Raw genomic sequence first — 23,304 nt, forward strand, 5'->3', positions numbered from 1 at the left:
ATTTTCAACTTGGTCAGCTTCTGCCAATGTAATGATAGGAGGCTGAGACAATTCATTTGTCCCAGCCTCACTTTTGTAAAAAATGCAGTGATAAACGAAAGCGTTTTTTTAAACTTTTAAGTAAATGGCTTTATTTTGCAAAAAGTCGATAGCAAAAGTGTTTTGCAATCTTAAAATTGCGCGAAATCGAATTATGTGAAATTAAAAAATGAAAACAATACTACATTTTACACTCATTTTATATTATATCGAAACATATATTAGTGGAGGAATTATGAAAAGATTAGATTTTTTGAATAACAGAAAAAATAGATATTCTATCAGACGTTTTACTGTGGGAACAGCATCTATTTTAATAGGAGCGCTTTTGTTTTTAGGGCAGCCGTCGGAAGAAGTTGAAGCAGAAGAACAAAAAAGTGACCACTTAAATCACATTGAACAAATTAACAATCAAACGGATACCAGTCAAGAAGACATAACAACTAATGAAAATAACGGAGCTACCGATTCACATACTCAACAAATGCAAGAGTCAGATAGTGAGGTAGCTAAGGAATCAGATGATTCACAAGCAAATACATCTGTAAATAAAGAAAACAATAATTCAGAATCAAATAGTGAAGTAGAAGACAGTTATAATGAGCAGAAAGATGAAACGCAACAAGATGAAATCGATTATCATGCTAGACCTGATGAAGAGAAACAAAGTGAAATTGATAATAGTGATAAACCTGAAGCAACAAAGCAAAGCGAAACAGAGAATAACACGACTAATCATCAACAACAGGATATAAAAGAATCAACTGCAAGCAATCAGGAAAATGAAGCTGTTAAAAAAGAGCAAGATACGAATGAACAACGTGACGATGAAACAAAGCAAACGAATGATTCTGAGGATAAAGAATCGGCAGCGAAGTATGTTGACAAGAACACATCACCGAATAATGATGCAAAGTACAATACGGAAGAAAATGATAATGGCAATAATCAAGATAGAAAAAGCATTGATCAGACACAAAATACTGATGAACAGCAATTACGTAACGCATCGGACGTTCAAAATAAAGTAAACACGCCTACCGATAGTAATCGTTCTACTACAGTAGACAAATCAAATTCAAGTGATAGTAAAGTTGTTGAGGATGCTTTTAAAGAAACAGATTTAAGTCCGAAAGAACAAGCACAAATCAAACAGGACTTGCCATCAAATATCGATGAATTATCTGAATCAGAAGTAAAGGAAGCGATAGTTTACGCTGCATTAAAAAATATGAAAGATACTGAACTACCAAAAACAACGGCGAGGAGTTTAGTAAATACCAACACTAGATTTAGAAGTGTTGTTACAAGAGCTGCTATAAATACAAGTAAAAATGTAAACAATCTTGTCACAGCATCTAATCTCAGAACAGAAGTTAAAAACCCTGATGGAAGCACTGCAGCAGTTAAGCCTACATACGGTGGTACATTAGTATTAAAAGGTAACTACACAGTTGATGATAAGGTGAAAGCAGGAGACACGTTTACCGTTGATTTCGGAAAGAATATTGTACCAGGTGCTTTATATCAAGAAGATGGTAGAGCAGCACCGGCTATTTTAAGTCCTAGTGGGGAAACGATTGCCGTTGGTAAGTATAATGCTTCTACAAATAGCTTTGATTATATATTTAATGACTATGTCAACAAATATAATAACGTTAAAGGTTCATTTGAATTCTCTATGTCACCCAATAGAAAGACTGCACCATCAAATGGTACATATAATAATGCAATTAGTTTTGCAGGTGAACAATTAAATCACAACTATACTGTTGATTATAAGAATTATAGTAATGAAAAAAACATAACAAGGTCAGCGATTACTTCTTTTAGTCCGGTTGATGGTAGTTACACACGTGTTTCATATGTTAATCCACAATTAAGTAAAGCGGGTGCAGGAGCTTTTACAGCAACGCTAACTCAGACGAATGCAACGTTAGATAATGTGAAGATATATAAAGTGCCAAGTAATATGAAAAGCGCTTTTACAGATTCATTCGTACCGAATTTAACCGGTTTACAAGATGTTACTAGCCAAATAACACGCCTTAATTTAGATGCTAATACTACACAATTAAAATTCACTACAGCAAATAATAGACAAAATACTGGCTATATTATTGTTACAGAAGGAACTGGATCAAAAGATGGTAATATACAATTAACAACAATTGCCGGCAAATCAGTGAGTAATACAATAAATTGGGTGAAAAGTTCCGCAAATGGTTATGGAGATTTTTCATCCGTAAGTGAAAGTGCATCGATTAGTTCTTCGGAGTCGTTGAGCACATCAAAATCATTAAGTACAAGTGAATCGTTGAGTACATCGCAATCATTAAGTGAAAGTGAGTCACATAGCATATCGCAGTCATTAAGCGAAAGTGAGTCACTAAGCACTTCAGAGTCAATCAGCGAGAGCGAATCATTAAGCGCTTCTGAATCAATCAGCGAGAGCGAATCACTAAGTACATCAGAATCAGTAAGTGAGAGCGAATCATTGAGTACTTCTGAATCAATCAGTGAGAGTGAATCATTGAGCACTTCTGAATCAATCAGCGAGTCAGAATCATTGAGCACATCGGAATCAATTAGTGAAAGTGAATCATTGAGCACATCTGAATCTATTAGTGAGTCAGAATCACAAAGTACATCAGAGTCAATCAGTGAGAGTGAATCATTGAGCGCTTCTGAATCTATTAGTGAAAGTGAGTCATTAAGCACTTCGGAATCGATTAGTGAGAGCGAATCATTAAGCACTTCAGAGTCAATCAGCGAAAGCGAATCACTAAGTACATCAGAATCAATTAGCGAAAGCGAATCATTGAGTACTTCTGAATCTATTAGTGAAAGTGAGTCACTAAGTACTTCAGAATCAATCAGTGAGTCAGAGTCTCTAAGCACATCAGAATCAATCAGTGAAAGTGAGTCACTAAGTACTTCTGAGTCAATCAGTGAGAGCGAATCATTAAGTACTTCTGAGTCAATCAGCGAGAGCGAATCATTAAGCGCTTCTGAATCAATCAGCGAGAGCGAATCATTAAGTACTTCAGAATCTATCAGCGAGTCAGAGTCATTGAGCACTTCGGAATCAATAAGTGAATCAGAATCATTAAGCACATCCGAATCAATCAGTGAGAGCGAATCATTGAGTACATCAGAGTCAATAAGTGAAAGCGAGTCACTAAGTACATCAGAGTCAATAAGTGAAAGTGAGTCATTAAGCACATCCGAATCAATCAGTGAGAGCGAATCATTGAGTACATCAGAGTCAATGAGTGAAAGCGAGTCATTAAGTACATCAGAATCCATCAGTGAAAGCGAATCATTAAGCACTTCGGAATCGATTAGTGAGAGTGAATCATTGAGTACATCAGAGTCTATTAGTGAGAGCGAGTCATTAAACACTTCGGAATCGATTAGTGAGAGTGAATCATTAAGCACATCAGAGTCTATTAGCGAATCAGAGTCATTAAGCACGTCCGAATCGATTAGTGAGAGTGAATCATTAAGTACATCCGAATCAATCAGTGAAAGCGAATCATTGAGCACATCCGAATCAATAAGTGAAAGTGAATCATTAAGCACGTCCGAATCGATTAGTGAGAGTGAGTTACTAAGTACATCCGAATCAATCAGTGAGAGCGAATCATTGAGCACATCCGAGTCAATCAGTGAGAGCGAATCGTTAAGTACATCTGAATCAGTAAGTGAGAGTGAATCATTGAGCACATCCGAATCAATCAGTGAAAGTGAATCATTGAGTACATCAGAGTCTATTAGTGAGAGTGAGTCATTAAGCACATCCGAGTCAATCAGTGAGAGCGAATCATTAAGCACTTCTGAATCAATCAGTGAAAGTGAGACATTAAGCACTTCGGAATCGATTAGTGAGAGTGAATCATTGAGTACATCAGAATCTATTAGTGAAAGTGAGTCACTAAGCACATCAGAATCAGTTAGTGAGTCAGAATCACAAAGTACTTCGGAATCAATCAGCGAGAGTGAATCAATTAGCGAATCAGAATCGTTAAGCACATCAGAATCAATCAGTGAAAGTGAGTCATTAAGCACTTCGGAATCGATTAGTGAGAGTGAATCACTAAGCACATCAGAATCAATCAGTGAAAGTGAATCATTAAGCACATCCGAGTCAATCAGTGAGAGCGAATCGTTAAGTACATCAGAGTCAATCAGCGAAAGCGAATCATTAAGTACGTCAGAATCGATTAGTGAGAGCGAATCACAAAGTACATCAGAGTCAATTAGCGAAAGTGAATCATTGAGTACATCAGAATCTATTAGTGAAAGTGAGTCACTAAGCACATCAGAATCAGTTAGTGAGTCAGAATCACAAAGTACATCTGAATCAATCAGCGAGAGTGAATCATTAAGTTCTTCTGAATCAGTAAGTGAAAGCGAATCATTAAGTGAATCAGAGTCAATCAGTGAGAGTGAATCGTTAAGCACGTCAGAATCGATTAGTGAGAGTGAATCACAAAGCACATCTGAATCAATTAGCGAATCAGAATCGTTAAGTACTTCAGAGTCAATCAGTGAAAGTGAGTCACTAAGTACCTCAGAATCAGTAAGTGAGAGCGAATCAGAATCGTTAAGTACATCTGAATCGTTAAGTACTTCGGAATCAATCAGTGAGAGTGAGTCATTGAGTACCTCAGAGTCAATCAGCGAAAGTGAGTCACTAAGCACATCAGAATCAATAAGCGAATCAGAATCATTGAGCACTTCTGAATCAATCAGTGAAAGTGAGTCGTTGAGCACTTCTGAATCAATCAGTGAAAGTGAGTCGTTGAGCACATCAGAATCAGTAAGTGAGAGTGAATCACTAAGCACTTCAGAGTCAATCAGTGAGAGTGAATCATTAAGTACATCAGAGTCTATTAGTGAGAGTGAATCACAAAGTACATCAGAATCGATCAGTGAAAGCGAGTCGTTAAGTACATCAGAGTCAATTAGCGAAAGTGAATCATTGAGCACATCAGAATCAATTAGCGAAAGCGAATCATTAAGCACTTCTGAATCTATCAGCGAGTCAGAATCATTGAGCACATCAGAGTCAGAATCATTGAGCACATCAGAATCTATTAGTGAGTCAGAATCGTTAAGTACATCTGAATCAATCAGTGAGAGCGAATCATTGAGTACTTCGGAATCCATAAGTGAAAGTGAATCATTGAGTACCTCAGAGTCTATTAGTGAGAGCGAATCATTGAGCACATCAGAATCAATCAGTGAATCCAAATCGTTAAGTACATCAGAGTCAATCAGCGAGAGCCAATCATTAAGTACATCCGAATCAATCAGCGAAAGCGAATCACAAAGTACCTCAGAGTCAATTAGCGAAAGTGAATCATTGAGTACCTCCGAGTCAATCAGTGAAAGCGAATCACAAAGCACATCAGAATCAATCAGTGAAAGTGAATCATTGAGTACCTCAGAGTCTATTAGTGAGAGCGAATCATTAAGTACTTCAGAATCAATCAGCGAGTCAGAGTCATTAAGCACATCCGAATCTATTAGTGAGAGTGAGTCACTAAGCACTTCTGAATCAATAAGTGAAAGTGAGTCATTAAGTACTTCTGAATCAGTAAGTGAAAGTGAATCATTGAGCACATCTGAATCAGTAAGTGAGAGTGAATCATTGAGCACATCCGAATCAGTAAGTGAGAACGAATCATTAAGCACGTCCGAATCAATAAGTGAAAGTGAGTTATTAAGCACTTCGGAATCGATTAGTGAGAGTGAATCGTTAAGTACTTCTGAGTCAATCAGTGAGAGCGAATCGTTGAGCACATCAGAATCCATAAGTGAAAGTGAATCATTGAGTACATCAGAATCAATCAGTGAGAGCGAATCATTAAGTACTTCGGAATCAATCAGTGAGAGTGAGTCATTAAGAGCTTCTAAATCAATAAGTGAAAGTGAATCGTTAAGTACTTCTGAGTCAATCAGCGAGAGTGAGTCACTAAGTACTTCAGAATCAGTAAGCGAAAGTGAATCACAAAGTACGTCTGAATCGATCAGTGAAAGCGAGTCATTAAGTACATCAGAGTCAATCAGCGAGAGCGAATCATTAAGTACATCCGAATCAATCAGCGAAAGCGAATCACTAAGTACTTCGGAATCGATCAGTGAGAGCGAATCATTGAGTACTTCAGAATCAATCAGCGAATCAGAATCACAAAGTACATCAGAATCAATCAGTGAAAGTGAATCATTGAGTACATCAGAGTCTATTAGTGAGAGCGAATCATTAAGCACATCCGAATCAATCAGTGAGTCAGAATCACTAAGTACTTCGGAATCGATTAGTGAGAGTAAGTCATTAAGCACTTCGGAATCTATCAACGAGTCAGAATCATTGAGCACATCAGAATCAATCAGTGAAAGTGAGTCACTAAGTACATCAGAGTCAATCAGTGAAAGTGAGTTATTGAGCACTTCAGAGTCAATCAGTGAGAGCGAATCATTAAGCATTTCAGAGTCAATCAGTGAGAGCGAATCATTAAGCATTTCAGAGTCAATTAGCGAGAGCGAATCACTAAGCACATCAGAGTCAATCAGTGAGTCAGAATCATTGAGTACATCAGAATCAATTAGCGAGTCAGAATCATTGAGCACATCAGAATCGATTAGCGAGAGTGAATCATTAAGTACATCCGAATCAGTAAGTGAAAGCGAGTCATTGAGTACTTCAGAGTCAATCAGCGAGAGCGAATCGTTAAGTACGTCTGAATCAATTAGCGAAAGTGAATCATTGAGCACATCAGAATCAATAAGTGAGAGCGAATCATTAAGCACATCAGAGTCAATCAGCGAAAGCGAATCACTTAGTACTTCAGAATCAATAAGTGAGAGCGAATCGTTAAGTACATCAGAGTCAATGAGCGAGAGTGAATCACAAAGTACTTCTGAACCTATGAGTGAATCAGAATCAGCTAATATTGATGACCAGATGAATGAGGATCTTAATAAAGACAAAGAAACTGCAAAAGATAAATCATCAGACAAGAAAGCTTTACCTAATACAGGTAATGATGATGCGAATAAAGGCTTAATAGCAGGATTATTTGGACTGAGTGGCTTAGCTTTATTAAGAAGACGTAGAATTAACGGTGATTCTAAAGAGTAACAAGAGAGCATTATCAAAATATAGTGCATAATTTAAATGTAAGACTAAAAAACGTTATGCTATAACATTAAGAAACATTCCACCTATATAAGGAGCGGGAATTTGAAGTCTAATGAAACAATTAGATTTCTCTTTCGCTCCTTATTTTGTTATTTTAAGATCAATCATAATATTTTATACGGATTGTTTTGAAATAAAAAACTTTGATTAAATTAGATGTAATTTTACTCATTGGGAACATTATCTTGTGTCTTTATGTGTTGGCAACATATCGAAAGTAGTCATTTAAATCAATTTAAATTAAGGAGTAGAGCGTTTATGAAAACAAAAGAAGTTGTAGAACTCATTGGAGTTTCACAAGATACACTTAGATATTATGAAAAGGTTGGTGTTATTCCCCCAGTTGGTCGTGACAAGAATGGTTATCGTATATATAAAGACAGCGATTTAAATTGGGTCTATTTAGTGAAACATTTGAGAAGAGCTGGTGTTAGTATTGAATCTCTTATAGAATTTTGCAGATTAGGACAGTTACCTAAAGATTATGATATACAAAATCAACAAAAACAAATCTTAAATAATCAGTTGGGAGAATTAAATGAGAAATTAGAGACAGTGCTTAATGCAAGAGATTTACTTCAATATAAAATCGATAACTATGATAATCATATAGCTAAAATTAATGCTGACACTATCGATAAAGACAGTGTTGAAAGACTTTGGGAGAAAAAATTAAACAATTGATTTGCTATTGAGTGAACTCCATTGTTTATAGTGACATTATGTAACTAAGGAGGGTTTTACTTTGAAAAATATTGAAATAAGTAACGATGTTAAAATACCGGTACTAGGGTTTGGCGTATTTCAAATTCCTCAAGAAGAAACAAAAGAAGCAGTTGTAGAAGCGATTAAAGCAGGTTATAGACATATAGATACTGCCCAAAGTTATTTGAATGAAACTGAAGTAGGTCAAGGAATTAAAGCGTCTGGAATAGATAGAAAATCATTATTTATAACAACTAAAGTTTGGATAGAAAATGTGAACTATGAAGATACGCTTAAATCTATTGATCGCTCTTTAGAGAGATTGGATATTGACTATATAGATTTAGTACTTATACATCAACCTTATAATGATGTTTATGGATCATGGAGAGCATTAGAAGAATTGAAAGAAAAGGGCAAAATTAGAGCCATTGGTGTTTCTAATTGTGGTATTGACCGTGTTGTAGATTTAGGTATTAACAACAGTATACAGCCTGAAGTCAATCAGATAGAAATCAATCCTTTCCATCAACAAGAAGAGCAAGTAACCGCATTACAGAAAGAAAGTGTAGTAGTAGAAGCTTGGGCACCTTTTGCAGAAGGGAAAAATAATTTATTCAACAATGAAGTGTTGCAGGAGATTGGGGATCAATATGATAAATCAATCGCACAAGTAATACTACGTTGGTTAGTTGAACGCGACATCGTTGTACTAGCGAAATCAGTTAACCCAAAAAGAATGGCACAAAATATAGATATATTTGACTTTGAATTAACAGCTGAAGATAAAAATAAAATCGCCACATTAGAAGAAAGTAATAGTCAATTCTTTTCACATGCTGACCCAGAGATGATTAAGGCACTTTCTAATAGAAAATTAAATGTTTAAATAAAGGTGTTTACAAATTTTACTCAAACATAATATTAACGCGTCTCAAGATACTTAATACACACTAAAGAAAATTACTTTGTAGATGTGTTACGTATTATGAGACGCGTTATTAATATTTAATGATATAAATAATTGCTACAATAGGTTTCTTCTTTTTGGTTTATTACTCATATATCTAAACGGATTGTTTCATTAATCATGGTTTAATGGTAATGCGATTTTGCTATTTGTTTGTTATGTCCAAATATTTAATAAAACTTCAGCAAAGCTTTCAGGCTTCTGTATATAGCCTAAATGACCACCAGGTATTTCTTTAATTTTAATACCTGTTTGTTCAGAAATGTAAAAGTTCACATCTTGGGGGAAAGAACCTTTAGAATCAGTACCATTTAACAATATAATGCGGTCTTTATATTGTGTGAAATCAGATAAATTAATCTCTGAATGCGTGTACTGTCTAATTTCATATTTTGACCAAAATATCATGCGTTCATATTGTTCTTTTTGTGCTTCATTATCTTCAGATACTGGTTGAGACATACTTTTAATATCAATAGGAGAAATGTTAAGCGTTTCTGCGAATGTTTTCATACCAACTTCTAAACCTTTATTCAATATCTGATCTACAATTACATCATTTTTTTGTTTCCAGTATTGACTGTCTGGTAAAAAGGTATTGATAGGTGGTTCGTGAAAGGCAATGTGCTTAATTATTTCAGGATAATCTTTTAAAACATGCATGGTCACAATGGCTCCAGAACTGCTACCTAGTAAATAGATAGGGTCATCGCTTAAGTGTTTAGCTAGTTGGGCGATGTCTTCAGCGTCTTGCTTTACACGGTAATCATCATTAGGTTGCTGAGCTTTATCTGGAAGTGGTTTCGTAAGTTCGCTATGTCCATAATCACGTCGATCGACAGCAACGACTGTAAAATGATCTTTTAATTGATCTATTAAAGGCAAGAAGATATCTCCAGTTCCATTTGCACCTGGGACTAAGATGAGTACGGGACCTTGTCCTTGCTTATAGTAATTTAATTTTGCTCCTTCTAGTTCTAATGTATGCATAAAAAATTCCTCCAATAACTTGATTATTTTATATTCAGTAGCTGCTCAGCGTTTTTGTAATTAATTTTCTCTTTTTCTTCTTGTGTTAGACCTAAGTCGTCTAAAAAAGCGCTAAGGTTTTCTGGCTGAATATAAGTATAATCAGCAGAATAAAGTATATGATTTATGCTAACAGTCTGTTTATGCGCTTATGCAAGCAATTCCATGTTCAAATCTATATGCTATATTTATGTTATATGATTGATTTCATTAATCACTGTGACCATATCATCATTAATAACTAAACTAGCCAAGTGGTCATATGGCGTAGGGTCCCTGTTTATAATAACTAAGTGCTGACCTTCAAAATAGGAAATAAGTCCTGCTGCAGGTTGGACGACAAGTGATGAACCTAAGACGAATAACGTGTCTGCCTCTCGTATTTTATGAATTGCATTCGAAATCGTCTGTTCATTTAATATTTCACCATAGAGTACAATGTCTGGTCTAATGACACTGCCACAGGCTTCACATTGACGTAAATCTTGTGCCATTACATAGGCTTTAGAATATACTTTATTACATTCAATACAATAAAATCGGTTTAATGTGCCATGTAGCTCATCTACATTAGAACTACCAGCATCAGCATGTAGACCATCAATATTTTGAGTGATGACACCCAATGAACGTTTGTCATGTTCTAATTGAGCAATCCATTGATGTACGAGATTGGGTTGTTTATCAGCTAATAGTAAGCGTTTGTGATAAAATTCGACAAATCCTTCTGGAGAATCTTGTAAATAATTCGTACTTAATAAGTATTCGGGTGAGTAACCCTCTTTTGAAATTTCGTCGAACAAGCCTCCCATAGAGCGGAAATCAGGGATACCACTTGCAACAGAAACGCCTGCACCTGTAAAAAATGTAATTTTATTTGAATCTTTAATGATATCTTTGAGTTGTTCAATATTGTGGTTCATTTATCTCACTCCATTAGAAATTGAATGCTAAACGATAACTTGCTTTCGAATACATTACTTATGTTAATTTTAAAATTTGAGAAGTATTTTAGCAAATATATCCTGCATATAAAGCGAAGTTATGTAATACTACCAAAAAGTAAATCATTAATATTGAACAAAGATTATAATATAATCAAAATAGCGGAATAGAGGATAGTAAAGTGAAAAAATTATGGATTTGGATCGCGTTATTATTAGTTTTAATAATTACAACTATTGTGATTATTGTGCATCAAAAGCAATCTACGAACCATCACGTCCGTCAGACAAATTTTGTGAATGGGCAAACACCAACACTTTTTTTGCATGGTTATGGAGGTAGTGCGAATTCAGAAACGTTTATGGTTAAACAGGCCGAGGACAGAAGTGTCACCCGAAATGTGATAACAGCGTTTGTATCAAAAGAAGGTAATGTAACATTGAAAGGGCACTTTAACCAAGATGCGGTTAATCCAATCGTGAAACTTGAATTGGAAGATAATAAACAAGGCAATCTTGAGGAAAATGCAAAATGGTTCAAATCGGTTCTCGTGAAACTTCAAGGTGAATACAAAATCAAACAATTTAATTTTGTTGGTCATTCTATGGGGAATTTAACTTTTGCACAATATATGAGGACATATGGTGAGGATGCATCTTTACCACAACTCTATAAGCAAGTAAATATCGCTGGAACATTTAATGGTGTTTTAAATATGAACGAAACAGTTAATGAAATTAGTGTAGATAGCAACGGCAAACCTAGTCGTATGAATCCACCATATAATCAATTGCGCGTGCTTAAAGATATTTATAAAGGAAAGGATATAGCGGTACTAAACATATTTGGTGATTTAGAGGACGGTACTCATTCTGATGGACGTGTATCAAATAGTTCATCTCAATCACTAAAATATTTACTGGGAAATAGTCCTAAACATTATAAAGAGTCAAAGTATCAAGGTAAGTCTGCACAACATAGTCAATTACATGAAAATAAAGAAGTCGCTAATGAATTAATTGATTTCTTATGGAAGAAAAATTGATAGCCTTCAATATAACAAAAGTCCGGGACATAAAATGTATGTCTCGGACTATTGTTTATTAAATTAGGAAGTAAATGATTAAAGTGACAACCTAATTGATGCAATTATTCTGGTTCGCCATCTTCATCATATTTTGTAACGAAGCCATCTGGATCAATAATGTAAGAACCAGCTAAGTCACCGTCTTTATCAGTGAAAGAAAATCCCCATTCTCCATTAGCACTTTGTTCTGGTTCTTTATAAGTGTATTGCTCAGTATCTAAAGTATGACCTTCGTAGTCTTCAACTTTATCAATGACATTCTCACGTGTAACTTCACTACTATAATCATTGCCATCATTGTTGCTTTCATTGTTGTTGTTATTGTTGGATGATGAATTGTTATCCGATGACGATGAGTTATTATTGTTGCTTGCATTATCGCTATCATTATTTTTACTGTTTTGATCTTGTTTGTTTGAATCTTTAGAATCTCCCCCTGATCCTGTATTAATATTAATATCACAAGCTGATAAACCAATAGAAGCAAAAATAATAGCAGTAGCTATATATTTAAATTTCATAAAAATCCCCCTTTGAACAAAATATGTATGTTTATATTGATTATACCTTATTAGTTGCTAAAAATCTTTTTAATAATGAATATTATTGCCATTCCTTAAAAATAATTTTGATGTACAGTTTGATATTAAAAGATATTGTTTAAAGTATTTTTCTGAGCACGTAGGTTGAAACATTATTTTGTGACTATGTCAGTACAATTAAATAAAAGGTGGCTAACTATATATGGATATATTAATATTAAATATAAGGATATAAAGTATCAGGTTTGGATTTTTTACGTGTATAAACATGAATTGGTTACGGAGGTTATCATGTCAACAGAGATTAAAGGAATAACATTTTATACAGATGATTTAGTTGAAACAGCATCACATGGCTGTAAAACGTTTAACGTAAACCAGGATTATAAAGAACTTTTTTTGAAAAATAATGTGTATACCTTGTCGAGTGTTAAAGGAAAGTTTAGGCTGTCGAATAATAATTCGCTAAAGATAGCAAATCATGCGCAAATTGAACAATATACAATGTTTTTTGTCGGAAATGTATTTCATTCTATGGGGGCTTTTAGTTCCACAAATAGCATGTTGCCCATCAATACAATAGTAGGTCGCTATAGTTCTATTGCAGCACAAGTTAGACGTATGGGTGGCAATCATCCAATGGAACGCTTCACTACTTCAATGCTAACTTATAGTAAATCGACATGTGCTTTTAATGATTATCTTGAAGAAGCGGGTGTTGAATACAATCACCGTCCATCGACAGTTGGAGGTATGGAACCAGTAGTAATCGGAAACGATGTTTGGATTGGGCAAGATGTGCTTTTTTCTTCAAAAGGCATCGCTGTCGGAGATGGTGCAATTGTAGCAGCAGGTTCAGTTGTTACGAAAGATGTGCCACCTTATGCAATTGTAGGAGGGAATCCTGCGAAAGTAATCCGTTATCGATTTGAAGATCAGATTATTGAAAGATTATTAAAATTAAAGTGGTGGCAATACGGATTTGCAGATTTCAAGGATGTAATGCCTGATGATTCAATAGAAGTGTTTTTGGAAAAAGTAGAACACCTTGTAGCTACTAATCAAATAGAACCATTTAAACCATCAACGTTAACACTAAGTGACTTTTTAGAAGTAGAGAACGAAATAGATAAATAATGAAAAAAGCGGGGCGCACTTAATGATGGATGCGCCCCGCCTTTTCTATGTTTTCATAAATATCAGTAGAGCGAAATATGATATAGGACATCCGGAGCCTCAGGGTTGTCTGAGGTTAGTATGCCGTCATAGTTAATAAAAATCAGTTTGTAAATATCTGTTGCCATCGTTTCACATGAAGGAGATATCATAGGAACTAGCGAATGATATAGTTGAGAACACCGATGGCTAAATAAATAATGGTGATTACTGATAAAAGGGTTGCGTGACGGTATTTATGCATGGCTAACGTTGCGATGTATTCTCTAATAATTGCATTTGTCCAAAAGTATAATTTCACAGGTGAGCCAATCACTTCGTATTTTAAATGCATTTGCTTAGCTAACTGTGCAGCACGTAGCGTATGGAATGATTTGTGATGATATAGCATAAGTCATTCAAGTTGGTTATATAACTTTTGCTGAATTTTAAATTTTCATACGTATTCAGTGATTTATTTTCCACAATGCTATTGGACACATCCAAACCTTGATTCTGTGCATAAATTTGCATAGCTAAGCCCTCAGCAAGTTCCTCATCTTCACCTTGACCACCAGAAAAAATAATGGTGGCATTAGGGAATTTTTTTGATAAGTTTAGTCCTTTCTTTATGCGACTTTGCAATAACGGTGGCACCTCATTATTGATTAATCCACTACCTAATATAATGATATATGCTGGTGGTGCGTTTTTTCTCTTAAATTTTAAATAGAGATACGTTGTTGCAAATGAAAAAATGTGTAACATGAAATATAGGATGAGCGCAGAAATCCAATGCCAAGTTAATGAGAAGAAAGTGTCTTTTATTGAATTAATGATGATACTCAAAATGAGCAATGAGATCAAGACGCTGGCTAACCCTAATGACAAAAAATTAGTTAATCGTTTACCCTCTTTAGTCATTAATTGCCAACCTAAATAGCATAAGCTACCAATGAGCAATACTAAGGACAACGGAAGTATGGCAACAAAAAATGCGGCTATTAAAAGTAAAAATAAAGTTAACCAGTAATTGTTTAAATCTATAGCAAAGATATATAACATAAACATAGCTATAAATAAACTTAGATTAACACATCCCCCTTTATACAAATTACTTTTGTCTAAAGTAATAGCCAGAACCGTTGTCACAATGAATATTAAAATAATTACCGACCAGATATAATTCATATAACGTGCCTCCAACTGAGTATGGGTATTCCTTGTTAATGAGTAGTATACAATACAAAAAGCGCAGTTTTAGTAATGTGTCACAATTGTTATATGCAATGAATAATTAAAACACTTCAAAAGATAGTTTTTAACAACTATCTTTTGAAGTGTTTTTTGTATACATGTAAGGATTTAAGACACGTTATTTCAGCAAATGTACGCTACTTATTTATCAGTCATCTCATTAATGCAAGACGCCATTATATGTTCACACCCAATCTGGTGGCGGCATAATTTAAGACTAAATATATTCATTATTGATTGATACACAATTTTATATTTGTAATTGACTTCATCATTTTGAAGATATATGATATGTAATAAATCGTAATGATTCTTATTTAAAGAATGGAAAAATATATGCATCAGAAAGGAGTTCTGTATGACAAGCAAGCGTATTCAATTTTCAAAGTATAATCCCTCAGGCAACATGACTGTACTCGTGCATTCTAAACATGACAAAGCGTCGTACGTGTCTATTGCGAATCAAATCATGCAAACATCACATATTTGTTGTGAACAAGTAGGGTTTATTGAATCGGATCAGAGCGATGCGCAACAACATTTTCATTTAGTAATGAGTGGCAATGAATTTTGTGGAAATGCAGCGATATCATTTATGCACTATTTAAATGAGCAACGTCGTATTAGTACAACAGGAAAAAGACACGAGTCAAATCTCACGCAATTTCAAATGCAAATATCAGGGCGTTCAGATTTAGTGGAATGTAACATACATCATGATGGTTATTATGAAGTGATGATGCCTCAACCTGAAACTATTGTCCAAAGGCAACTTACATTAGATAACCAATCATTTTTTGCTACAGCGGTACGCTATGAAAGTTATGTTCACTATGTGATTCACATTGAGACACAGGACATTTCTAATGAGCTACAACAAAGCTTGGAACATTTTGTACGTTCTACACAATGGAACAATGTATTTAAAACAATTGGCATTATGCTATTTGATAGAGGAGCGCAATTTTTAACTCCCTTAATTTATTTGCCAGAGGTACAGAGTTGTATCTGGGAACATAGTTGCGGTTCGGGGGCAGCTTCTATTGGTATTGTTGAAAATGATCAAAAAGGCAACGACATTGAGTCGCTCACCGTGTATCAACCAGGTGGCCATATGATAGTGACTTCTAAACTTGAAGATAAAGCGACTTATAACACAACAATTAAAGGGAAAGTTGCTACCATAGCGACTGGAACAGCATATATAGAATAGGAGATTAGAATGAGGCAAACAACTTCAATGATAAACATAAATGAACAATTAGAAATATATTTGAAAGCATTTGAACAGCGATATACAGAAGTAGTACAAAATAATGAAAATATACATAAACTCGAAGAATTAATTGAAAGGTATAGTGGATTTGTTTTAGATCAACAATATCAGCAAGCTTACACATCATGGTTAGATATTAAAGAGAAACAACGGATGACGCAGCAACTGGCTGATATTTCAGCAAAAAGTGTGAAGTTAATGGAAGAGTTAAGGGCACAACGGTTATTAAATGGTGAAGCTTCGACATCTCAATATTTTGAGAACATAGAACATTGTATTAATGAAGAATTTGGACAATGCAAAGTAAGGGCAAATGACAAATTACTGCTAGTGGGTTCAGGTGCTTATCCTATGACGTTAATTCAAGTAGCCAAAGAAATAGGGGCAGAAGTCATAGGTATTGATATCGATGACACTGCAGTGGATTTAGGACAACGTGTCGCCAAGACATTGGCACCAGAAGCTAATATACATATATCGAATAAAACGGTAGCGCAACTTGAAGATATAGATACAGTAACACATATCATTTTTAGCTCTACGGTACCGATTAAGTATCAAATTTTAGATCAACTTTATGCACTGACAAATAACCAAGTGGTGATTTCAATGCGTTATGGCAACGGATTTAAAGCACTATTTAATTATCCGATGGAGGAAACAAATTTAAAAAAATGGAAATGTGTGCATAAACAGTTACGTGCAAATCAGATTTTTGATGTCGCAATTTACCGAAAGTCACTAGTAAAGGCTGGTGTCAGGAATGATGTCTAATGTTTTGATTGCTGGCACAGGTCCTGTAGCGATTCAACTCGCTTGTATATTTTCAAAAGATAAACGACATCATATAGGCATGGTGGGGCGCGCAAATACATCAATGAAGGCGCACGATTTTTACCAAAACTATCAACAACATAACCAATTAGAAGTTTCAGTGCAAAACAAGGAGCATCAAGCGCTAACGGGACAATTTACATTGCATCAGCTATATGCAGATTATAATAATTTAAACCAACGATTAAGGTCTCAACAGCTATATGACACGTTGATCTTAGCCTGTCAGGCAGACGCATATCGTTCAGTTATCGAGCGAATAGCAACGCCAATTCTTAAACAATTAGAACAAATTATTTTAATTTCTCCAACAATTGGTTCTCATATGATGGTTCAACAACAACTTAATGAAATCAATCCTGATATAGAAGTTATTTCTTTCTCAACATATATTGGTGATACACGTGTGTATGATATTGAAGCACCACATCAAGTAGTAACAACGGGGATTAAACATCATGTGTATATCGGTTCAACGAAACAAGACTCACCCATGTTAAAGACATTACAAACTTTGTTTGATCACGTCGATGTATGTTTAACCATAGTAGCGACGCCCTTATTAGCAGAAGCGCGCAACAGTTCGTTATACGTACATCCGCCGTTGTTTATGAATGAGTTTTCGATGCGCACCATCTTAGATGGAAGCGACGTACCTGTCTATGTTTATAAATTGTTTCCAGAAGGGCCAATCACGATGCGACTTATTCATGAAATGAGAGTGTTATGGCAGGAAATTAATTTAATTTTACAACATCTTAAAGCACCGTCATTAAATTTATTAGCGTTTATGGTAAAAGAAAACTACCCAGTGCGTGAAGAAACATTTAACCCCTATGACATTGTGCATTTTGAATCGTTACCCGCCATACATCAAGAGTATTTATTGTATGTGCGTTATAGTTCAATCTTAATTGATCCATTTTCCAAACCGGATGCCCAAGGACGATATTTTGATTTTTCAGCTGTACCATTTCAACAAATTTATCAAGATAAACAAGGTGTGATGCAACTCCCACGTATGCCATATGAAGATTATTATAGAACAAGCATCATTCAACAGATCGGTAAGTTATTAGGAATTGAGACGCCGATGATGGATCGGTTATTAAAACGTTATAGTGAACATATTTCAAAATTTATAGCGACAAATCCAGAATTAAATTTTTCAAAACAGTTTCAACTTCAAAATTTTGAAAAAGACGTGAACTTAATCAAAGACTATTTTAAAAATTGTTTTACATTAAACATTGAAAATAAAAAATAGAAAGAGGCAACGATATGAATAAACTAACAAAACTGAGTGCAGTGATACTCGCGTCCGGATTGGTCTTAGCAGGATGCGGTCACAAAGGACTCGAAGAACAAAGAGATAAGAAGCAATTAACGTATACGACAGTAAAAGATATTGGTGATATGAATCCGCACGTTTATGAGGGTTCAATGTCTGCAGAACGTATGATTTATGAACCTTTAGTAAAAAATACAAAGGATGGTATCAAACCATTACTGGCTAAAAAATGGCAAGTCTCTGATGATGGTAAAACTTACACGTTCCAATTACGAGACGATGTGAAGTTTCATGATGGTACATCATTTGACGCTGAAGCCGTAAAGAAAAATATTGATGCAGTGCAACAAAATAAAGCGCTCCATTCATGGCTAAAGATTTCAACGTTAATTGACAGCGTTGAGGTAAAGGATAAGCATACAGTAGCACTGCACCTATCTGAAGCTTATCAACCGGCATTAGCTGAACTAGCGATGCCGCGTCCATATGTCTTTGTATCGCCGAAGGACTTTAAAGATAATACAACAAAAGATGGCGTGAAGGCATTTGATGGTACAGGACCATTTAAATCAGGCAAACACAAAAAGGATGAATCAGCTGAATTTGTAAAAAATGATGATTACTGGGGCAGAAAAGCCAAATTAAATAAAGTCGTAGCCAAGGTTATGCCTGCTGGAGAAACATCCTTCTTAGCTATGCAAAAAGGAGAAACAAATTTTGCATATACAGATGACAGGGGTACCGATAGCTTAGATAAAGACGCATTAAAACAACTTACTGATAAAGGAGAGTATAAGACGATTCGCAGTCAGGCGATGAACACGAAAATGATTGTCGCCAATTCAGGCCAGAAAGATAGTGCAGTAAGTGATAAAACGGTACGACAGGCGATTGGCCATATGATCGATCGAGACAAAATCGCCAAAGAGATCTTAGATGGCCAAGAACAACCAGCGACACAGCTATTTTCAAAAAATGTGACTGACGTTGACTTTGATTTACCAACGCGTCACTTTAATACATCTAAAGCGGCTTCATTATTAGATCAAGCAGGCTGGAAAATGAATAACCAGGCAGGTGTTCGTCAAAAAGATGGCAAAGATTTAACTTTATCGATGTATTACGATAAAGCCTCAGCAAGCCAAAAGGAACAAGCGGAATTTTTACAGGAAGCATTTAAACAATTAGGTGTAACATTAAATATCAATGGAGAAACATCAGAGAAAATTGCTGAGCGTCGCAGTTCGGGTGCGTATGATTTAATGTTTAACCAAACGTGGGGCTTATTATATGATCCACAGAGCACAATGTCAGCATTTAAAGCTAAAAATGGTTACGCAAGTGCAACATCTGGCATAAAAAATAAAAAGTCGCTTTATAACAATATAGACGAAGCTTTTAAAATTCAAAGTCAAGAAGCGCGTTCAGCAGCATATCAAGCTATTTTAAAACAGGTCGAAGACGAGAGCATCTTTATCCCGATTTCTCATGGACGCATGACGATAGTGACGCCTAAAGACTTGAACGGTGTGACATTTACGCAATCTCAATATGAATTACCATTTAATGAAATGTACTATAAATAAGGAGCGATGGTATCATCATGACCACATTTATATTTAAGCGCATTTTGTTTATGTTTCCCCTATTGATAGCGGTTAGTTTTATAACATTTGGACTTAGTTTTATTACAAATGAAAATCCAGCCATAGCAGTATTACATGCGCAAGGTGCACCCAATATCACACCGCAACTTATTGATGAAATTAATGCACAATATGGCTTTGATCAGTCGTTATTAATTCAGTATGGGCATTGGTTGGTGCAAGCATTGCAACTCAACTTCGGCAATAGTTATATCACTGGAGATTCTGTTGCAGAACGAATCGCACCAGCTTTTATCAATACACTTAAACTGACGGTTGTATCTAGTGTAACGATTATTGTGACGTCGGTAAGTTTAGGTATCATAAGTGCGTATACTGCAGGAAGGCGTACAGATCGTGTGATACGTGGCATTGCATTTTTTGTCATGGCGCTGCCGTCTTATTGGGTAGCTTCAATGTTTATTATTTATTTTTCAGTTAAACTCAATCTCTTACCAACGTCGGGTTTATCAGGTGTTGAGAGCTATATCCTACCCGTGTTGATTATGACAATGTCTTACGCTGGTATATATTTTAGAAATGTGAGGAGTGCCATGATTGAACAATTGAATAAGGATTACGTCGTGTATTTAAAAGCTTGTGGTGTTAAATCATCGACGGTGTTGTGGCATATATTACGTAATGCGATGCAGGTTACTGTATCTATTTTCTGTATGGCAATACCCATGATAATGGCTGGGATCGTCGTGATTGAATATATGTTCGCTTGGCCAGGCTTAGGACAGTTGAGTTTAAAAGCGATTCTTGAGAAAGATTTCCCGGTTATACAGGCATATGTCCTAATCGTTGCCGTCTTGTTTATCGTGTTCAATACATTGGCTGACGTGATTAATGGGTGGTTAAATCCTAGATTAAGGAAGGGGCATGTGCAATGATCAAACGTTTATTAAAGGATAAAGCAGTCATCGTTGCACTGTTGATTATTACATTATATATCTTGCTTGGTATATGTGCGCCTATCGTGACGCCATATGCACCAACGACTGTAGATGTAGCTAATAAATTTGCTGGCATGAGTTTACAACATTTATTAGGCACAGATCATTTAGGAAGAGATATATTAACACGTCTGATTTACGCGATAAGACCAAGTCTATTATATGTCTTAATTGCCTTATGTGCATCGGTTAGTATAGGTGCTTTACTTGGGTTTATCTCAGGATATATGAAGGGCTATGTTGATGCGGTAATTATGCGGCTATGTGATTTGATGCTAGCCTTTCCAAGTTATGTTGTTGCGCTCGCATTAATTGCGTTGCTTGGTGCAGGTGCAGAAAATATTATGTTGGCTTTTATACTGACACGTTGGGCTTGGTTCTGCCGTGTTATTCGAACAAGTGTCATGCAATACACGACATCTGATCATGTAAAATTTGCTAAAGTGATTGGTATGAGAGATTTGAGTGTTGTGATGAAACATATCTTACCATTAACATTGGCTGATATTGCCATTATTGCCAGTAGTTCAATGTGTTCTATGATATTACAAATATCTGGTTTTTCATTTTTAGGATTAGGTGTAAAAGCACCAACGGCTGAGTGGGGCATGATGCTTAACGAAGCACGGAAAGTCATGTTTACACATCCAGAAATGATGTTTGCCCCAGGAATAGCCATTATTATTATTGTTATGGCATTTAATTTTCTGTCAGATGCACTGCAAATTGCGCTTGATCCACGTATTGAATTGAAACAACGATTAAATTCGGTGAAAAAAGGTGTGATGACATCATGAGTTTATTAACGATAAAGCAACTATATATTACGGATTCACATACAAACCAACCATTAGTCAGTGACATTAACTTTCAAATTAAAAAAGGTGAAACACTTGGTATTATTGGTGAAAGTGGTAGTGGTAAGACGATTACGTGTCGTGCCATTACAGGTTTGAATGATAGTCGTCTAAAGGTTGAAGGGCATATCTATTTTGATGGTATCGATTTACTAAAGGTGTCAGAGCAATCATTGCGTGAACAGCGTGGTGGTGAAATTGCGATGATTATGCAACAAGGTAGTCGGGCATTTGATCCTTCTACAAAGGTACGTAAACAGATGTTTGAAACGATGAGGGCGCATACGAAGCTATCATTGAAAGAAATCGAAGCGGTTTTGTTAAAGTATATGGATTTCATGAACTTGAAACAGCCGAAAAAGATAATGCAATCGTATCCGTTTATGTTGTCTGGTGGTATGTTACAACGCTTAATGATTGTTCTAGCACTTGCTTTAAAGCCCAAACTGATTATTGCTGATGAGCCAACGACTGCCTTAGATACCATTACGCAGTATGAGGTGTTAGAGGCATTTAGAAATATTAAAAAAGAATTTGATTGTGCAATGATTTTTATCTCGCATGATTTGGCAGTGATTAACCAAGTTGCAGATAGCGTGCTAGTTATGAAAGCAGGTCAATGCATTGAAACAGGACTAAAAGAAACGGTGTTATATCAGCCTGAACATACGTACACGAAATACTTGATATCGACGAAACAGAAAATTAACCAGCATTTTAAAAAAACAATGCGAGGTGAATTACATGCTTAAAGTTTCTAAGGTAACAAAGTCCTACCAAAGCACTGGTTTATTTCGTCATCAGAGACAACAAATTTTACAAGATGTAAATTTGGAATGCCCGATGAACACAACGATTGGTATTATTGGTGAAAGTGGCAGTGGTAAATCCACACTAGGCCGTTTGATATTAGGTATAGAAAAACCAGATCTAGGAAGTGTCACACTTAACGGTAGACCGATGTATCAACGCAGAGTTAGAAAACAACAAATGAGTGCGGTCTTTCAAGATTATATTTCTTCTTTACATCCATTTCACACGGTACAAATGATACTTTCAGAAGTGCTTAGATTTAGTGGTGAGTGGTCGAAAGATAAACGTTTGTCTCAATCGATACAGCTATTAGAAGAGGTCGGGTTGTCTAAAGACGTTCTCAATAAATATCCGAATATGTTATCGGGAGGAGAAGCACAACGTGTAGCGATTGCACGTTCCATTTGCCTCAATCCTAAATATATTTTATTAGACGAAGCGATTAGTTCATTAGATATGTCTATACAAACGCAAATTTTAGATTTGTTGATTCATCTTAAGGAACAACGTCAGCTAAGTTATATTTTTATTACACACGACATTCAAGTTGCAACCTATTTATGTGATAGACTAGTTATTTTTAAAAATGGAACGATTGTAACACAAATAGATACATGTGACTTGCATCGTACGACGCACCCTTATACTCGTGCATTAATTGATAAACAGCTAACATTTTAAGGAGGCAG

16 protein-coding genes and 1 pseudogene are annotated in these 23,304 nt (G+C 35.5%); 13 read left to right on the plus strand and 4 right to left on the minus strand.

Going from position 1 to position 23,304, the window contains the following annotated elements; translation table 11 throughout:
• The first annotated feature begins 274 nt into the window (after positions 1-274).
• The 3 genes from BTJ66_RS05070 (at position 275) to BTJ66_RS05080 (ending at position 8,843) form a co-directional block, all read left to right on the plus strand.
• The gene (locus BTJ66_RS05070) at positions 275-7,189 is read left to right on the plus strand and encodes an Ig-like domain-containing protein (RefSeq protein ID WP_100249684.1); all 6,915 of its coding nucleotides are present in this window, start codon (positions 275-277) and stop codon (positions 7,187-7,189) included.
• A gap of 318 nt (positions 7,190-7,507) precedes the next feature.
• Entirely contained in the window at positions 7,508-7,933 is a 426-nt protein-coding gene (locus tag BTJ66_RS05075; RefSeq protein ID WP_099089882.1) for a MerR family transcriptional regulator, read from the plus strand.
• A 61-nt stretch (positions 7,934-7,994) separates the two neighbouring features.
• The gene (locus tag BTJ66_RS05080; RefSeq protein ID WP_099089883.1) at positions 7,995-8,843 is read left to right on the plus strand and encodes an aldo/keto reductase; all 849 of its coding nucleotides are present in this window, start codon (positions 7,995-7,997) and stop codon (positions 8,841-8,843) included.
• A 237-nt stretch (positions 8,844-9,080) separates the two neighbouring features.
• Here BTJ66_RS05080 and BTJ66_RS05085 read toward each other — a convergent pair whose 3' ends face one another.
• Together BTJ66_RS05085 and BTJ66_RS05095 are read right to left on the minus strand one after the other, a co-directional pair.
• Entirely contained in the window at positions 9,081-9,914 is an 834-nt protein-coding gene (locus tag BTJ66_RS05085) for an alpha/beta hydrolase (RefSeq protein ID WP_099089884.1), read from the minus strand.
• 227 nt (positions 9,915-10,141) lie between these two features.
• On the minus strand, positions 10,142-10,876 hold the full coding sequence (locus BTJ66_RS05095) for an NAD-dependent protein deacylase (protein ID WP_099089885.1): 735 nt from the start codon (positions 10,874-10,876) through the stop codon (positions 10,142-10,144).
• A 263-nt stretch (positions 10,877-11,139) separates the two neighbouring features.
• Between BTJ66_RS05095 and BTJ66_RS05100 the strand changes: the two genes are divergently transcribed.
• The gene (locus tag BTJ66_RS05100) at positions 11,140-11,943 is read left to right on the plus strand and encodes an alpha/beta hydrolase (protein ID WP_420801874.1); all 804 of its coding nucleotides are present in this window, start codon (positions 11,140-11,142) and stop codon (positions 11,941-11,943) included.
• Between the two features lie 104 nt (positions 11,944-12,047).
• Here the strand turns inward: BTJ66_RS05100 and BTJ66_RS05105 are convergent.
• Positions 12,048-12,308: pseudogene (locus BTJ66_RS05105) on the minus strand (hypothetical protein); the annotation flags it as partial.
• 510 nt (positions 12,309-12,818) lie between these two features.
• On the opposite strand from BTJ66_RS05105, the gene BTJ66_RS13945 reads away from it, so the two are divergent.
• Complete coding sequence (locus BTJ66_RS13945; RefSeq protein ID WP_167380376.1) at positions 12,819-13,664, plus strand: CatB-related O-acetyltransferase; 846 nt, start codon at positions 12,819-12,821, stop codon at positions 13,662-13,664.
• A gap of 381 nt (positions 13,665-14,045) precedes the next feature.
• On the opposite strand, the gene BTJ66_RS05115 is transcribed toward BTJ66_RS13945, so the two are convergent.
• Positions 14,046-14,873, minus strand: coding sequence for a YdcF family protein (locus BTJ66_RS05115; RefSeq protein ID WP_099089887.1), 828 nt, complete (start codon positions 14,871-14,873; stop codon positions 14,046-14,048).
• A 424-nt stretch (positions 14,874-15,297) separates the two neighbouring features.
• On the opposite strand from BTJ66_RS05115, the gene cntK reads away from it, so the two are divergent.
• Genes cntK through BTJ66_RS05155 form a run of 8 tightly spaced genes read left to right on the plus strand, consistent with a single transcriptional unit; the run spans position 15,298 to position 23,296 of the window.
• Positions 15,298-16,152, plus strand: coding sequence for a histidine racemase CntK (cntK, locus tag BTJ66_RS05120; protein WP_099089888.1), 855 nt, complete (start codon positions 15,298-15,300; stop codon positions 16,150-16,152).
• Between the two features lie 27 nt (positions 16,153-16,179).
• Positions 16,180-16,989 carry a staphylopine biosynthesis enzyme CntL gene (gene cntL / locus BTJ66_RS05125; RefSeq protein ID WP_099089910.1) on the plus strand — a complete coding sequence of 270 codons (810 nt, stop codon included), beginning with the start codon at positions 16,180-16,182 and terminating at the stop codon, positions 16,987-16,989.
• Complete coding sequence (locus tag BTJ66_RS05130) at positions 16,982-18,316, plus strand: opine metallophore biosynthesis dehydrogenase (RefSeq protein ID WP_099089889.1); 1,335 nt, start codon at positions 16,982-16,984, stop codon at positions 18,314-18,316. Before cntL ends, BTJ66_RS05130 begins: the two co-directional genes overlap by 8 nt.
• Positions 18,317-18,330: 14 nt before the next feature.
• Positions 18,331-19,926 carry a staphylopine-dependent metal ABC transporter substrate-binding lipoprotein gene (gene cntA / locus BTJ66_RS05135; protein WP_099089890.1) on the plus strand — a complete coding sequence of 532 codons (1,596 nt, stop codon included), beginning with the start codon at positions 18,331-18,333 and terminating at the stop codon, positions 19,924-19,926.
• Positions 19,927-19,943: 17 nt separating this feature from the next.
• On the plus strand, positions 19,944-20,882 hold the full coding sequence (opp1B, locus tag BTJ66_RS05140; protein WP_099089891.1) for a nickel/cobalt ABC transporter permease: 939 nt from the start codon (positions 19,944-19,946) through the stop codon (positions 20,880-20,882).
• Positions 20,879-21,742: a staphylopine uptake ABC transporter permease subunit CntC gene (gene cntC / locus BTJ66_RS05145; protein WP_099089892.1), complete on the plus strand. Its 864-nt coding sequence runs from the start codon at positions 20,879-20,881 to the stop codon at positions 21,740-21,742. Before opp1B ends, cntC begins: the two co-directional genes overlap by 4 nt.
• On the plus strand, positions 21,739-22,554 hold the full coding sequence (gene cntD, locus BTJ66_RS05150; protein WP_099089893.1) for a staphylopine uptake ABC transporter ATP-binding protein CntD: 816 nt from the start codon (positions 21,739-21,741) through the stop codon (positions 22,552-22,554). Before cntC ends, cntD begins: the two co-directional genes overlap by 4 nt.
• Entirely contained in the window at positions 22,547-23,296 is a 750-nt protein-coding gene (locus BTJ66_RS05155; RefSeq protein ID WP_099089894.1) for an ABC transporter ATP-binding protein, read from the plus strand. Before cntD ends, BTJ66_RS05155 begins: the two co-directional genes overlap by 8 nt.
• The last annotated feature ends 8 nt before the right edge of the window (positions 23,297-23,304 follow it).

The organism is Staphylococcus edaphicus (genome assembly GCF_002614725.1).
Lineage (GTDB): Bacteria > Bacillota > Bacilli > Staphylococcales > Staphylococcaceae > Staphylococcus > Staphylococcus edaphicus.